Annotated in this window: 2 protein-coding genes; one reads left to right on the top strand and one right to left on the bottom strand. The window is 73.7% G+C overall.

What is annotated here, in order from left to right:
* Positions 1-14 precede the first annotated feature (14 nt).
* The gene (locus ACFYWM_RS08930) at positions 15-14,210 is read right to left on the bottom strand and encodes a hemopexin repeat-containing protein (protein ID WP_389910899.1); all 14,196 of its coding nucleotides are present in this window, start codon (positions 14,208-14,210) and stop codon (positions 15-17) included.
* A gap of 490 nt (positions 14,211-14,700) precedes the next feature.
* Between ACFYWM_RS08930 and ACFYWM_RS08935 the strand changes: the two genes are divergently transcribed.
* Positions 14,701-15,600: a phosphotransferase family protein gene (locus ACFYWM_RS08935; protein WP_389910902.1), complete on the top strand. Its 900-nt coding sequence runs from the start codon at positions 14,701-14,703 to the stop codon at positions 15,598-15,600.
* Positions 15,601-15,690 lie beyond the last annotated feature (90 nt).

Below are 15,690 nucleotides of genomic sequence, written 5' to 3' on the forward strand. Positions count from 1 at the left end.
GGTCATCGGACGGGTCATCGGACGGCGGCCTGGTAGGTCAGCACCAGGGTGACGTTGCTCAGGGCGCTCCGGTCGCCCTCGACGGTGAAGGCCCAGTGGGACGGGTCGCCGCCGCCGTTGAGGCTCAGGCCGGGGGTGGTGAGCGGGACGCCGTCGGCGAGCGGGAGCCGCCGCCCGGTCTCCAGCACCAGCCGCGCCGTGCCCGCCGTGCTCTCGCCGGCGTACTCGTACTTCGGGTACAGGCCGGTGATCCTGCGGCTGCTCATCCCGGGGAACCGCTCCGGGGAGAGCGGGAGCACCAGGCGGTCGCCGCCGTCGAGGAAGGCCGCCCACTCCTTCGGGAAGTCGCGGGCCACGTCGACCAGGTGGGCCGCCGGGTAGGGGCGCAGCATGCCCTTGACCGACTCGGTGAACACGTCGCCGCCGTGCTCGGCGGTGTAGCGCACGGTGAGCACCACGTCGGTCAGGGCACCGGCCGCCGCGATGCCCCGCGGCCCGCCGCCGAGTTCCAGCCGCCAGGTGGACACCGCGCCGGTGCCCTCGAACGGCAGGTAGCGCTCGTCGTCGTAGCGCAGCTCGAACAGGCCGTTGTTCTCCTGCGGGTACTCGGCCTGGGACAGCGCGATCCGCTGGCTGGGGCGCCAGTCGCCGCGCAGGGTGGCGGGGGCCTCGCCCTGCGGGTCGAGCAGGTACTTGACCGCCTTCGGGTCGGCCTCCAGCACGGTCTTGCTGTTCAGCTGGGTCAGCGTCGCGTTCAGCCCGAGCGGCTCGCCCGCCGCGTCGGCGAAGGTGACCGACACCGTGCGGATCTGGCGCAGGAAGTGGCCGGGGAAGTCCCGGCCGAACAGGTCCTCGCCCAGGGTGAACTCGCACCGGCCGCCGGAGCGCAGCCGCAGCAGCGCCACCGGGTCCAGCTCCAGCAGGGAGACCTTCTTGGTGATCTCCAGGCCACGGGTGTTGCCGGTGGCGTAGGCCTGGCCGAGCCGCTCCAGGTCCATGCCGAGGCCCTCTGCCGCCTGCAGGCCGCTGCGCCTGCTCTCCCAGTACGCCGGCTGGATCAGCTCGGGCTCGCCGTCGCGCACGCCACGCTCGAAGCGGTACGCCGCCTCGGCCGCCCGCGCCGCGTCGTGGGCCATCCCGTATGCCTGGAAGCACAGGCCCGACAGCCGCGCCGACAGCCACCCGTACAGCTCGGCGCCGGTGAACTTGTCCCGCATGAACGTCGCCGTCGACGCGTTGTGCGCGATGTCCTGCTCCAGGATCCGCAGCTCCTGCCGGGCGGACTCCAGCCGGTGCTGCGCGGCGGTGATCTGGTAGCCGATCTGGAGTACGTCGCTGTCGGCGATGGCCAGCTGCAGCGTCCAGTCCTCGACGGAGCGCTCGTGCTGGGCGCGCACGCCCAGCGCCTCGCCGATCATGCTGAGGCCCTCGGCGGCGGACTCCGACACCTCCCCGGCCTTGTCCAGGCCACGGCCGACCTGCTCGCCGCCCCACTCGGTGCCCAGGATGAACGGGCCGACCTTGACCTGCGGCGCCGGGTAGGCGAACGCCGCGCCGGTCTTGAGGATGGCGGCGACGACATGCAGGGACGCGCCGGTGGACATCATCGCGAGCTGGCCGTGCTCCAGCGCCGACAGCCCGGAGTCGATGAGGTCGCCGTAGTGCTCGGAGCGCCCCTTCGCCGAGGACAGGCTCTCCTGCAGCTCGACCAGGTCCTCCTCGGCGATCCGCACCTGCGCCTGCCGGACGGCGAGCGTGAGGCCGAGGATCGTCCCCTCCTGCCTGACCTGCAGCAGGCTCAGCTCCTCGGCGTCGCGCCGCTCCAGCACGCCCAGCAGGTCGGCGCCGAACTGGCGGACCCGGTCGGTCAGCTCCTGGGCCCGGCGCAGGGCCACCGGGAACCGCTGCGGCGGCACCGGCACGGCCGTCGCGGCCGCGGCGGCCTCGCCGAGCGGGGTGCCCGCCGCGGCGGCGCGCACCAGCCGCATCGGGTCCAGCGGCGGCTCGAACAGCGGCAGCGGCTGGCTCACGCCCAGGATGTTCAGCGACTCGCGGATCTTGCGCAGCCGGTCGGCGACCCGCTGCCAGTACTCGGCGAACACGCTGTTGTCCGGGATGTGGAAGTAGGCGCCGGCCACGCCCGCGTGCACCTCGCCCGCCCGTTCCAGCAGGGAGCCGCCGCCGGTCAGGTAGCCGAGCAGGTCGAGGTCGCCCGGCTCGTCCTCCAGCTCGGTGAAGGACCGGGTCTTCGGCGGCAGCGCGGTACCCAGCCGCTCCGGGGCCTCGCCGAGCAGGTCGAAGGCGAGGATGTACAGCATCCGCGCCTCGTCGACGCTCTCCGGCGTGTACTGCCGGAACAGCATGTCGCCCCAGTCGAGCAGGTTGTCGACGTAGCCCATCACCACGGCGCGGCGGTAGGCGACCGGGCGCAGCCGGGCGATGGCGTGCGGGTCGAACGGGTCCTCCCGGTAGGCCCGCAGCAGGTCGGCCCGGCCGCCCAGGGCGCGGAGCTGCTTCTCCAGGTCGGCGAGGACGGCGACGCGCTCCCCCAGCGCGGCCACCGCGGCGGCCTGCCCGGCGGTGAGCCCCTCGGTGGCGGCCAGCGTGGTGACGGCGTCGGCGACGGCGTGGTGGGTGTCCTCGTCGGTGACGGTGAGCACGTCGATCTCGCGGGGTTTGCCGTCGCCGACGTCGGCGTCGGCCAGCCGCCGCAGCGCGGCCAGCACGTCCGTCAGCCCGGCCTCCTCGACCGTCGTGGCGGTGACGCCGAGGTCGCGCAGCACCTCCAGGTCACGCGCGCAGCCCTCGGCGAGCGCCCGCAGGTCGGTGCCGAGGAACGGCAGGAACCGCCAGTGACCGTGCGGGTTCGTCGGGTCGAAGACGTACTCGTACCACCGCTTGGCGTCCTCGAAGCGCTGCGCCTCGTTGAGCGCCTGCGCGATGAGCAGCGGCGCGTGGAAGAAGATCTCCCAGTAGTAGATGCCGTTGGCGCTCTGGAAGTCCAGGTGCGCGCCGGTCGGCAGCCGCCCCTCGTCGACCTTGCCCTTCTGGACCCGGACCGCCGTGACGGCGTCGGGGTCGACGGTGACCGCCACCTCGTCGCTCTCCTGGGTGGCGGTGTCCAGCAGCGCGGCCACCCCGCCCGACAGCAGCCGCTGGTTGAGCACGGCGGCGGTACCCGTGGTCAGCCGGATGATCTCGAAGGGCAGGGCGGTGCGCTCGTACGGGCGGGGCACGGCCGCGGCCCTCGTGCGGCGCGCGTAGAAGGCTCCGGCGAACAGGAACAGGCCCTCGTCGGAGTCCATCGCGGCGTCGAACGGGGTGGGCGACTCGCGGGGCAGCCCGCCCCAGGCCCCGGCGACCGGCAGGTACTCACCGGCCGCGTCGGGCCCGCCGCCGGTCGTGCCCCGGGCGTAGGTGGCGCCGGAGAACAGGAAGACCTTGTCGCCGCGGGTGAAGGCGGTGTCGATCTCCCTGGTCAGCGGCTTGGGGTAGCCCTCGTCGACGAGGCGGCCCGGCAGTCCGCCGTCCAGGGTGTAGCGGACGTACTCGGTGCCGCTGGTCAGGTACAGCTTGCCGTCGCCGGTGTAGGCCGCGCCGACCTTGCCGGTCGAGGCCAGCGCGGTGGTGGCGCCGATCTTGTGCTGGGTGGTGGTCCCGTTGGAGGTGATCCTCCGGTAGAAGCCGCTGCCGGTGCCGCCGACGGTGCCGTTGTCGCCGTTGTCGAAGAAGTAGGTGACGTTGTCGCGCCACGCGGCGGCGTTGACCCGGGTCTGCGGCAGGCCGGTCCGGTTGCCGGTGAGGGGAAGCGGGTACCTGTCCTGCCCCTGCAGCTCGTCGAGGACGAACCGGCGCCGCCGCTGCCCGCCGTTCCCCTCGCCCTGACCCCCGCCGTGTCCTCTCCCGTTCCCGTTCGAGTCGGTCCTCCAGACGAAGCGGGCGTAGGAGTTCCCGGCGAGGGCGAAGGCGTAGCGGTCGTTGACCAGCACCGCGTCCAGCTGCCCCAGGGTGCTCGGCATGTCCTCGAAGATCCGCAGGTCCTCCAGCCGGTGGTCGGCCGGGGCCTCCGGGGGGTTCTTGGCCGCCCCGGCGGCGATGTCCTCGGACGTCATGTAGCGGCCCAGGCCGTAGGAGAGGAAGTACTCGACGCCGTCGGGGGTGGTGAACGCGACGTCCACCTTCGTCCACGGCGGGAGGGCCTCCCCGCTGGTCCTGATGTTCTTCGGGTAGCCCTCGTCGATGACCTGGAACGGGACGCCGGTGAAGCGGACGTAGCGCTGGCCGAAGAAGACGAAGGTGTGCTGGCCACGGGTGAGCACCGTGTCGACCTTGTCGGCCTTGGGCAGGACCGTGGGGACCAGGCCCCACCGGGAGGCGGTGGCCAGCCGCCCGCTCAGCGCGCCCGCGGGCGTGCCCGCCGGAGCCCCGTCCGGAACCTTGCCCGGCACCGACTCGGCGTACTGGCCCGCGGTGTTGTCGAAGAAGTAGCGGGCACCGCCGGGCAGCTCGACCGCGGCGTCCACCTGCCCCCACGGGGGCAGCCCGTCCTCGTTGCCTGCCAGCGGCAGCAGGGTGGCCGAGTCGTCCGGGCCGACGTCGGCCGGGCGGCACAGGAAGCTGCCGCCCTTGACGTCCACGCTGAACCAGGAACCGGACTCGGCCGCGATCGGGGTGTCGAACCGGACGACGTCGGCCGCCGTGACCGGGTCGACGAAGACCTCGGCGACCCGCTGGGCCGCCGCGGTGAGGGCCTGGGCGACCTTGTCGTCGGTCTCGCCGGCGACCCACACCCCGGCCAGCACCTCCAGGACGGTGCCGTGGAAGATCCCGAAGGGCAGGTCCTTGATGCCGGGGATGTCGGCCAGGGCCCGCATGGTGAGGTCCTCGGCGACGAGCTCGGGGCTGAGCGAGAACATCAGGCCGGTGCGCCACACGGTCGGGGCCTGCGGCTTGCCGTCCTTGTCCGGCGGGTTCGGCGTGGTCACCGTGTGGGCGCAGGCGACCACGACGGAGGTACGGTCCTCACCGGCGGCCACCGGCTGGATGAACAGGGTGATGTCGTCGATCGTGCCGCTGCGCGGGGCGCCCACGCCGAGCGTCTGCGCCGTCACCCACTCCTTGTTCAGGTTCTCGAACGAGTAGAAGATCTTGACCTGCCGGGTCGGCGGCTTCCCGCTGACCTTCTGCTCGTCGCCCTTGGACTCGGCCACCACGGTGGTCGTCGCCCCGTCGTCGGCGACCGGCTCCACCGCCGCCCAGAAGACGAACAGCCGGCCGAAGGCGTGCACCGGGTGCACCTCGTCGGCGTCGATCTGCAGGCCGACCTTCTGCCACGGCTCCCAGGACGCCGACAGCCGGTCCCGGCTGGTGAACTCCGCCCTGCGGTGGTAGTAGCGCCGGGGGTCGGTCTTGGTGCGCCCGAACAGCGCCAGCCGGTACGGGCCGTCGGCCGCCCGGTCCTTGGTGTAGACGTACCCTCCGGCGATGGTGAGCCGGGAGACCTCGGTGTACTCGTCGAGGTAGCGCTTGTAGGCCTGCTCCACCGCCAGGGGGGTGATCTCGTTCTGCAGCAGGTCGCCCTCCAGCGCGCGGAAGGCGGGGGTGCGGTCGGCGCGCAGCTCGGGCCGGACGTAGTTCTCGGGGTAGAGGAAGACCTTGCGGTTGGCCTCCCACAGCCGGTAGCCGCGCATCCACCGCCACCACTCGCGGATGCGGCGGCGGGCGTCCTCGGCGGACTCGACGACGCCCGCGGACCCGCCGGACCCGTTCAACGCGACCACGGTGGAGGCCGACCCGTTGGGCGCGGACCCGTTCGACGCGGACCCGTCGGGCGCGGAGGACTCCAGGTTGAGCAGGTAGCGGTGCACGTAGAGCTGGACGGCGGCGATAGCCTCCCTGACCCGGGAGGTGTTGCCCCGGGGCCCCATCTCGACGTCGATCAGGAGCCGGTCGAACAGGTCCCTGGGGGTGCGCAGCCCGTCGCCGGGGCGGCCGGCGAGCACGGCCGCGACCAGCGCGTCGCGCCGCAGCACGTTCAGCTCGTCGTGCAGGGTGCGCCTCAGCGCGGGCCGGTCGGCCGGGGCGTTGCGGCGGATCAGCAGCTCCTGCAACGCCTCGGCGGCCGCGTCCAGGACAGTGCCGTCGCCGTCGCCGCCGTCCTTGGCGTCGCCGTACAGCCGGGACCACACGTCGGCGTGCAGCGCGGACGGCACGGTGCCCAGCCGCGCGGCGAACGCGAACAGGGCGGCGATCCGGATCAGGAACTCCAGCTCGAACAGCGACTCGTCGGCCGCGCCCGCGGTCAGCAGGCCGACCCGGCGCCGACACCACCGGATCTCGTCGGCGTCCCAGCCGAACAGGTCGGCCAGGTAGCGGTACGGGTCCTCGACGGCGGCCTCGCCGGGCAGCAGGAAGGCGGCCAGGTCACCGGGGTGGGCGCGGGCCAGCTCGGCGAACCGGGCGATCGTCCGCACGTCGCTCAGCCGGAAGTCGGCCGTCCCCGACCAGCGGTGCCCGAACGGCTGGGGGTAGGTGCGGTCGGGGGTGTCGTAGCGGTCGGCGGAGTAGCGGACGTGCTCGGTGCCCCGGCACAGGTAGGCGCGGCCCTCGAAGGAGAACGCGGCGTCGGGCCCGGCGTCGAACGCCTCGGGCAGGTTGCCCCAGTCACCGGCCACCGGCCTCGGGTAGCCGTCCTCGACGGTCTTCAGCCTGGTCATCCGGTAGCGGGCGTACTGGCCGCCGCAGAAGACGTACAGGTCGCCGTCGCGGGAGGTGAACGCCGCCTCCACGGTCGCGCCGGGGCGGCGGAAGGCGTTGTCCACCACGCCCCAGGCACCGGCGATCGCCCCCTCGGCCGCCTGGCCCGCGGCGATCCTCAGGTATCGGGACCCGGCGAACAGGTACACGGCCCCGTCGGCGTCCTGGAACGCCGCGTCGATCGCGTCGCGGAAGGCCTCGGGCAGCTCGGCGACGCCCAGCTCGGCGGGCAGCGCCTCGGCGATGACCCGGGGGTAGCCCTCGTCGGCCTGGTCGTAGCCTCCGGCGTCGGAGTAGCGGACGTACTGGTCGCCGGAGAACAGCAGGGTGCGCGGGCCCGCGTCCCCGTTCACCACGAGGGCGGCGTCGACCCGCCGCCGCTCGGCGACGGTGTTGCGGACCCTGGCCAGCGCCGTCTGGTCGAGGTTCGCGGTCAGGCCGCGCGACAGCACGTGGCAGACGGTTCCGGACAGGACGCGCACGGTGCGCCCGCTCCCGGTCACCGCGTCGACCATGGCCCGCCCGTCGGTCTCCAGCCGGTCGGCCAGGTCCTCGTCGAACGAGACCGGCAGGCCGGTGAACGCCTCCTCGGTGCGCAGGTTGCCGACGATCGGCCTGGGGTAGCCGGGGTCGGCGTGCCGGTAGGAGGTGCCGGTGTAGCGGACGTACTGGTCGCCGGAGAACAGGTAGGTGACCCGGCTCCCGTCGGCGGAGGTGTCGGCGAACGCGGCGTCGATCACGTCCTCGCCGGTGCCCAGGAAGTTGTTGCGGGTCCGGCCCCAGGCCTCCCTGATCGGCCGCCGCGCCGCCAGGGTGCCGTCGTGGCGGGCGAACTCGCCGGGGAAGAAGAAGTACGTGGCGCCGTCACGGCCGACGAACGCGCTGGTGAGGCCGTCGGCCTTGGCCAGCCCGCGCCAGGCGCGCTCCAGCGGGCGCGGGCTCGACCACGCCCCGGTCACCGGCCCGCCGGTCGCCGTCCCGGCCGGGCCCGCCGGGTCGGCGGGATCCCTGCGTACGTACTGGCCGTCGAACAGCAGCAGCGTCGTCTCGCCGACGGAGAGCACGGCGTCCGGCACGGTGAACCCGACGGGCAGGTACTCCTCGGGCACGCCCCAGAACCCGGCGGCGGCGACGCGCGGCACCCCGCCCTCCGGGGCCCGGGTGTAGTCGCGGCCGGTGTAGGTGACGTAGCGCATCGTGCCGTCGGCCCCGGGCGGCTCGAACAGGTACGTGGTGCCGTCCTGCACGTAGGCGAGCGTCACCCGGGTCAGCCCGCCCCAGTGCGCCGCGATCGGCAGCGGCGCGCCCTCGACGTCGGCGTCCACGGTGGCGGCGCCGGCGTAGACCACGAACTGGTCGCCGCTGAACAGGTACGTCTTCCCGTCGGTGCCGACGAACGCGGCGTCCACCGCGTTGTCGTGGTAGACGTTGTTGCGCGGCCGGCCCCACTCCTCGGCCAGCGGGTAGGCCCGTCCCAGCCGGGTGTCGAAGCAGGACGTGCCCTTGAACAGGTAGGTGTTGCCGTCGGCGCCGTGCAGCACGGCGTCCAGGCCGGTGCGGAAGTCCGGCGGCACCGCGCGCGGGAAGCGCGGCCGGGCCCGCCTCGGCTCGACGGCCCCCCGCTCCGGCTGGCCGTGCAGGTACCACCGGCCGGACCGCTCGGCCAGCAGCGCGCCGTCCTGGTCGAACGCGCAGCCGACCGGCTCGGGGAGGGCGTTCTCGTGGCGACGGTAGGCGGTCTGGGAGACCGCGTGGCAGCGCCCGCCGCCGAACAGGTACACCGTGCCCCGGTCGGCGAACGCGGCGTCCAGGGCGGCCGGGGCCTCCTTCAGGTTGCCCAGCCGGGGCTCGCGCGGCAGCGCGGACAGGACCTGCGGGTAGCCGAGGTCGGGCGTGGACAGGTCGGTGCCGGTGTAGCGGACGTACTGGTTGCCGGAGAACAGGTAGGTACGGGTGCGCTCGACGCCGTCCGCGCCGGTGTCGGCCGCCACGAGGGTCGCGTCCACCCGCCCGGTGCGGGCGATGGCGCTGACGACGTTCCCCCAGAAGCGGGTGATCGTCGCCGGGTAGCGGTCGTCGATCCGGGTGTGGTTGCCGGTCGAGTACCGGACGTAGCTCGTGCCGGAGAACAGGTAGGTCCGGCCGTCCTTGCCGAGCAGGGCCGCGTCGACCTGGCCGAACGGCAGGTCGTCCCACTGCCTGCGCAGCGGCTGCGGCTCCGACCACCAGCGGCGCTTGTTGTCGAAGGTGGCGTACTGGCCGCCGTGGAACAGGTAGACCAGGCCGTCCTTGCCGGTGAAGGCGGCGTCCACCTTGGCGAACGGGGCGTCGGCCAGCCCGTCCGGCAGGTTCCACCGGTTGGCGGCGAGCGCCTGCGGGTGGGCGGCGTCGGGGGCGGTGTAGTCCCTGGTCGAGTAGCGGACGTGGAAGGAGGCCTCGGACTCCTCGGCGCCGTGGACCTCGATCCGCTCCCCGAAGGCCCGCTTCCCGGTGACCGGGTTCACCGCGGCCGGGTCCACGGCGCGGCGCAGCACCAGCCTGATCCCGTGGTCGGCGGTGACCCGCCACTCGGGACCGGTCCCGGACACGGGCGCGTCCTCGGCGGCGGCGACGCCGTGCTCCAGCAGCAGCCTGCGCACCGGGTGCGGCAGCCGTCCGGCGTCCAGGTCGCCGGCGTGCTCCAGCGGCAGGCAGGTGATCAGCCCGGCCGTGCCGAACAGGTGGGTGGCGCCGCCCAGGGTGAACGCGGCGTCCACCCGCAGCAGCCCGCCCCAGTCGTCGGCGATGCGCCTCGGGTAGCCGGGGTCCGCCGTCGAGTAGTCGGCGCCGGAGTAGCGCAGGTAGCGGTCGCCGGAGAACAGGTAGGTGCGGCCGTCCAGGCCGACGAAGGCCGCGTCGACCCTGCCGCCGGGCAGGGCCGCGCCGATGCTCCCCCAGCGCTGCGCGGTGGTCGCGATCTCCGGCCCGCCCTGGCGCAGCGCGACGGTCCTGCCGTTCCTGAACAGGTGCAGCACCCCGGCGGGGTCGCGGAACGCGGCCTCCAGCCCGCCGGCGAACTCGGCGGGGACGCCCGGCAGGAACGCCTCGATCAGCTGCGGGAAGCCCGCGTCCACCCGCAGCTCGCCGCTCTCGACGTCGCCGGAGTAGCGGAACACCTGGTCGCCGGAGAACACCAGGTAGGCGGCCCCGTCTGCGCAGGCGGCGTCGATCCGGCCGGTCTCGGCGAACGCGTTGCGGACCCGCCCCCAGGCGTCGGCGACCGGCCGCTCGGCGGCGGCGCCGTCCACGGCGAGGAACCGGTCGCCGGAGAACAGATAGGTGACGCCGTCGGTGCCGCGGAAGGCCGCGTCCAGCGAGCGGCGGAACCGGTCGGGCAGCTCGGCGTGGCGCTGCCCGTCCTGCCACCACTCGCCGATCCGGCGGGGGTGGCCGGGGTCGACGTACTCGCGCCCGGTCCCGGAGTAGCGGACGTACTGGTCTCCGCAGAACAGGTAGACCCGGCCCTCCTCGTCGGTGAACGCCGCGTCGATCGCCGCGGGGGCGTCGAACGCGTTCTCCACCACGCCCCACTCCTGCGTGTTCGGGGCCCACCGGGCGCCGCCACGCTGCCGGGTGAAGGTACGGGTGAGGCCGCCGGTGTCCCGGCCGATGATCCAGTCGGTGCCGTTGACGTCGCCGAACGCGGCGTCGACGCGGGTGAGGTCGACGAACCGGCTGGACAGGCCGGTGAGCGGCACCGGCTCGTCGCCGGTGCGGGCGTAGCCGGGGCCGTACACCCAGCACTCCCGGTCCCGGAACAGGTAGACGTTGCCGTCGGAGCTCTCCAGCAGGGCGTCGATCCGGTCGACGCCGCGCGGCGCGGCCAGCGGCTCGGGGAACTTGCCTGCCAGGTCCTGGTCGCGGAAGGCGAGGACGATCTGGTTCGCGTCGAGGCCGAACTTCCCGGCGAGCAGGGCGACGGCGCGGATCCGCCGCAGGGCGGCGCGCGAGTCGGGGGGCAGGCCGGCGCCACGCCCGGCTCCGGCCGGCGCGGGGGCGATCAGCGCGGGGGCGGCCGACCCGGAGGTGGCCGGCGCGGAGGCCGCGGGTGCGGGGACGACCGGTGCGGGATCGGCCAGCGCGGGGGCGACGAGCAGTTCCACCGCCTCGGCCGGGCCGCCGGTGACCGCCGCGCAGGCCGCGGCGGCGATCGGCGCGCTCACCCCCAGCTCGTCCTGGAGCACGGCGAGCAGCGCGGCGCGCTGCCGGGCGGCCAGCGCCTCCAGCCTGGCGGTGATCTCGGCGATCGCCTCCTTCGTCCGCACCGCGACGGCGTGCAGCAGGAAGAAGACGTCCTTGGCGAAGTCCTCCAGGCCGGGCAGGGCGAAGTCCAGCGCGTTGTACATCTCGGCGAAGTAGTCGAGCCGGTGCTCGGGGATGCCCAGCTCCGGGGTGAGGTGCCCGGCGTTGACCAGCCTGACCACGAGCCGCTCCCGCTCGGCCGCGTCGAAGCCGAACTCGGCCGACGCCGCCGGGTCGACCCGGTAGGGGAGGTGGTCGGCCAGGGCGGTGGCGATCCGCTGGAAGATCGCGGAGTTCTCGGCCGCGGTGAACCCGGCCAGCTCCAGCCGGTTCGCCGGGTCGGCGAAGAACGCCCGGCTGCCCCGCAGGATGCGGTCGTCGGCCAGGTGGATGCCGTCCAGCAGGTCGACCGCCCGCTGCGCGGCGGCCGGGTCGGTGAGGTCCAGGAAGTCCGCCGGGGTGACGGCGAGCAGCTCGGCCCGCGCCCTGGTGAGCAGGCCGCGCAGGGCGCCCAGGACGTGCCTGCGGTACGGGTAGAACTCCAGGGCGAGCGCCGGCTCGCCGAGACCGGGGTCGAGCAGCGCGGCCGGGTCGGCGAAGAAGCCGTCGGCGTCGATGTGGCCGTTGAACCGCAGGCTCTCCACCAGGGCGGTGACCTGCCGCGGCGACAGCGGCAGCGCGGCGAGGACCGCCGGGTCGAAGGCGACGGCGCCGCCGGTGAACCGGGTGGCCAGCTCGCGCAGCCGGGCGTGCACGCCGGCCGCGACCCCGCCCAGGTCGGCGTTCACCGCGAACGCGGCGCGGTTCTCCCGGAGGGCGAAGAAGCCGGGCCGCAGCACGGTCCCCTCGTCGTCGAGGTAGCCGTTGAAGATCAGGTTGTCGTACAGCTCGGCGCGCTGCCCCTCGTCCAGGTCCGCCAGCTTCGCCAGGTCGGAGGGGAAGAAGACGGCCGGCTCCGGCAGCGGCTCCCTGGGGTCCGGCACCGGGCACAGGCTGCGTACCAGGTCGAACAGCGCGTCGCGGTGCCCGCCGAAGTCGCGGGCCAGCCGCAGCCCGGCGGGCGTCTCCGGCAGCCGGTCCGCCACCAGGGCGCCGCCCGGCTCCAGGTGCCCGGCGAGGACCAGGTTGGTGTAGACCTTGACGGCGAGGCGGTCGCCGAGCCCGATCCCCTCCAGGTCACCGCCCACCACCATGTCCAGCTCGGTGAGGGCGGCGTAGGCGGCGGCCGCGGCGCGGACCGGGTCGACGCGCAGCAGCCGGGCGTCCCTGCGGGACACCACGCCGTCCGGGTGGGCGACGGCGATGTCGTGGATCACCGAGGCGGCGCGCGGGCCGAAGCGTCGGGAGGCGAACAGCTCGGGAGAGGGCGCGAGCTCCTCGAACCGCCGGCGCAGCTCCGCCAGCAGGGCCGCGTCGGCGTCCGGCTCCTCGGGCTCCCCCGGTTCTCTCGGGACGGCCTGCCCGTTCAAAGCAGCCTGCCCGTTCAAGGCAACCTGTCCGTTCAAGGCAGCCTGCCCGCCGGTTCCGGTTCCGGTTCCGGTTCCGGCTCCCGCCCGCGCCGCCGCGAGGCCCAGCACCGTGGCCAGCTCCCGGCCGTTCAGGTCGGCCGACAGCATCCACGGCACCACGGCCAGCAGGGTCTGTACCAGCCACAGGCCGGAGGCGACGTCCCCGCCGGCCAGTACCGCGTGGTAGTCGCCGGTGCTCGCCCCGGTGTCGATCAGCAGCGGGAAGGTGGTGTGCCGCCGCAGCGCCGGGTCGCCCTCCAGCGCGTCGAGCACGTCGAGCAGTTCGGTGACCGAGACGCCGAGCGCGGCGGAGAGCCGGTGGATCCGGTGCAGCAGCGACAGCTCGGCCGGGCCGGTCGCGCGGTCGAACGGGGGCGGCGCCGCCGTGTCGTCCGAGGCGGGACGTTCCCGGAAGCGGGTGACGAGGGCGGCCAGCTCGCCCTCGGTCAGGGACAGCGCCGCGGTGACCCGCCGCCGGTACTCCCTGTTGCGGGTGGCGAGGATGTCGCCGGCGCAGGCGAGCACCGGCCGATCGGCGTAGCCGTGCGGCACCCGCGCCGACCCGAGGATCACCGGGGCGCCCGCCGCGGCGAAGGGCACGTTGAACACCCGGTCGAACAGGTCCCGCGGCACCTCGCCGTCGCCCGCGCCGAGCGTGTTCAGCGGGGCGACCAGGCTGACGGCGACGTCGATCGGCACGTCCAGGCCGCGGCTCAGGTGGAGCAGCACGGCGAGGTGCCGCAGCGCCGCGGCGTCGATCCGGTTGCCGCAGCAGTCGCGCAGCACCAGGTCGAGGTCGGTGAAGGTGAGCCCGGTGCGGCGGGCCAGCCGGACGAACCGGGAGGCCCGGTCGAACCAGGCCGCGGGGACCTGCTCGCCGCCGTCGTAGGGGTCGGCGGGGTCGTCGACGCAGACGAGCCGCTCCTCCTCGGCGTCCAGGCCGACCACCGGGCCGCCGTGGTGGACGAAGAACGCGGACGCGGCCGTGCGCTCGGGGCGCGCCCCGCCGGTCGAGGCCGCGCCGAGGCCGCCGTACAGCAGCTCCCGCAGCTCGGTGCCGGTGATCGACGCGGCCTGCCGGAACCGGGGGACCGCCTCCAGGACGCGCAGGGTGGTCTCCCCCGCCTCGGGGTCCAGCCCCCAGTGGCCGCGCAGCACGGGGCCGTCGCCGAGCGGGGTGGTGAGCACCTCGACGTCGTCCCGGGTGAGCCCCAGGTACTCGCGGGCGACGATGTCGGCGTCGGGGGCGTCGGCGAGGTGGCGGTAGAGCTCGGCGGGCTCGACCTCCAGGTGGTGCAGCAGCCGGCGCAGCCGCGCGTGCCGCAGCGAGAACGGCATGGTGAACGGGTGCCGCAGCGCCCGCAGCACCTGGTCGGCACCGATCGTGCGGCCCCGGGTCAGCTCCTGCTCCAGGACCTCGTTGACCACGTCGAGGTAGGGCAGCTCGGTGTAGGTGTTCGCGCCGTCCAGTGGAACGTTCCCAAGAGCGGGTCGGCGGGAGAGGAGGTCGCCGAGCAGGCCGGACGGGGCGTCGTCGCCGAGGAGCTGGAGCAGTTCGGCGAGATAGGCGGCGGGTGAGTACACGGAGCGGGACTCGTCCCGCTCGCGGAAGTCGAGATCGCCGAACAGCTGCTCGTAGCTCGGAAGGGAGTCGGCCGGCTGCATAGATCCTCCTGGACGGGCCGCGACGAGACCGCGGGCGCGCACAATTCCGAACGGGCATGAAAACAGGCAGGGGAATCGCCTGGTGTTTCGGGCAGGACGTATCGACGCGCCGTCCTTGGTGGGTACCGCCGCCAATGCCCCGTCACGCGAAAAAACGCAGCCGACCTCAGGTCCCCGGGGCAAAAGATCATGCATGCGTAAGCTAAGCGGACGAATAGTATCAACCTCATAAGAGGTTGGCTATAGCCTCTCACCTGGATGGTCTATTCAAATCGCCCAACGGTCGCGAATTGCACTTTTGGGTTAATGTCACTTTTCGGTCAGCCCCTTTTCGACCGAGCGGACGCCGGGGAAGCCGCCGCAACAGCGGGATGTAAGGGACATCCGTAACCTGCGCCCCAGAAGTCACACCACCACAACCGAAAAGCAGGCGGACCGGGCCTCCGGGAGAGCCGTGGACGCGGCGGGGACCGCGCCCTACAGTCCTGCCATGGACAGCCAGAGTGATGATCATGCTGAGGTCGTACGCGGCGTCGTGGCCTCGCACCTGCCCGGCTACCGGATCGACTCAGTGGTGCCGCTCGGCGAGGGCGAGGACAACATCGCGTTCGAGGTGAACGAGGAGCTGATCGTCCGCTTCGGCAAACATCCCGATCCGGCGACGCGGGCGGCCCGCGTCGGCTGCGAGGTCCGCCTGCTCGCCGCCGTCGCCGGCATCTCGCCGCTGCCCGTCCCGCGCCCGAGCTTCACCGCCGCCGAGCAGGGCTGCCTGGCCTATCTCAAACTCCCCGGCCTGCCGCTGATCGACCTGCCGCTCTCGCGGCGATCGGCGCACGGCGCCCCGATCGGCGGCAGGCTCGGCGAGGTGCTGACCGCCCTGCACAGGACCCCGGCCGGCCGGATGGCCGAGCTGGTGGACGTCGACGACCAGCCGGCCGCGCTCTGGCTCGAGGAGGCCGCCCAGACCTACGCCACGATCGCCGCACAGGTTCCTGCGGCGCACCGCCCCGCCGTCGAGGCGTTCCTCGACGCACCGCCGCCCGCCGACGAACACGCCCTGGCGTTCTCCCACAACGACCTGGGGATCGAACACGTTCTTGTCGACCCCGCCTCGTGGACGGTGACCGGCGTCATCGACTGGAGCGACGCCGCGATCTGCGATCCGGCCCGTGACTTCGGTCTCCTCTACCGCGACCTCGGCCCCGCCGCGCTCCACAGCGCCCTGCGGAACTACCGGACGGACGCCCACCGGGCCGAGGAGATCAGTGCCCGCGCCGCCTTCTACGCCAGGTGCGGCGTCCTGGAGGACATGGCCTACGGGATCGAGACAGGACAGGACAAATACCTCACCAAAAGCCTCACCGCCCTGAACTGGCTACACCCGGCTTAACCACGGGCACCGTCGAACGCGAGCCCGCCGGCCCCACAGCGGCGGTCGCGTGCCGCACGCTCGGCGAGATCGCCACCGGCACGAGCCGGC

The organism is Streptosporangium sp. NPDC002721 (genome assembly GCF_042888905.1).
Lineage (GTDB): Bacteria > Actinomycetota > Actinomycetes > Streptosporangiales > Streptosporangiaceae > Streptosporangium.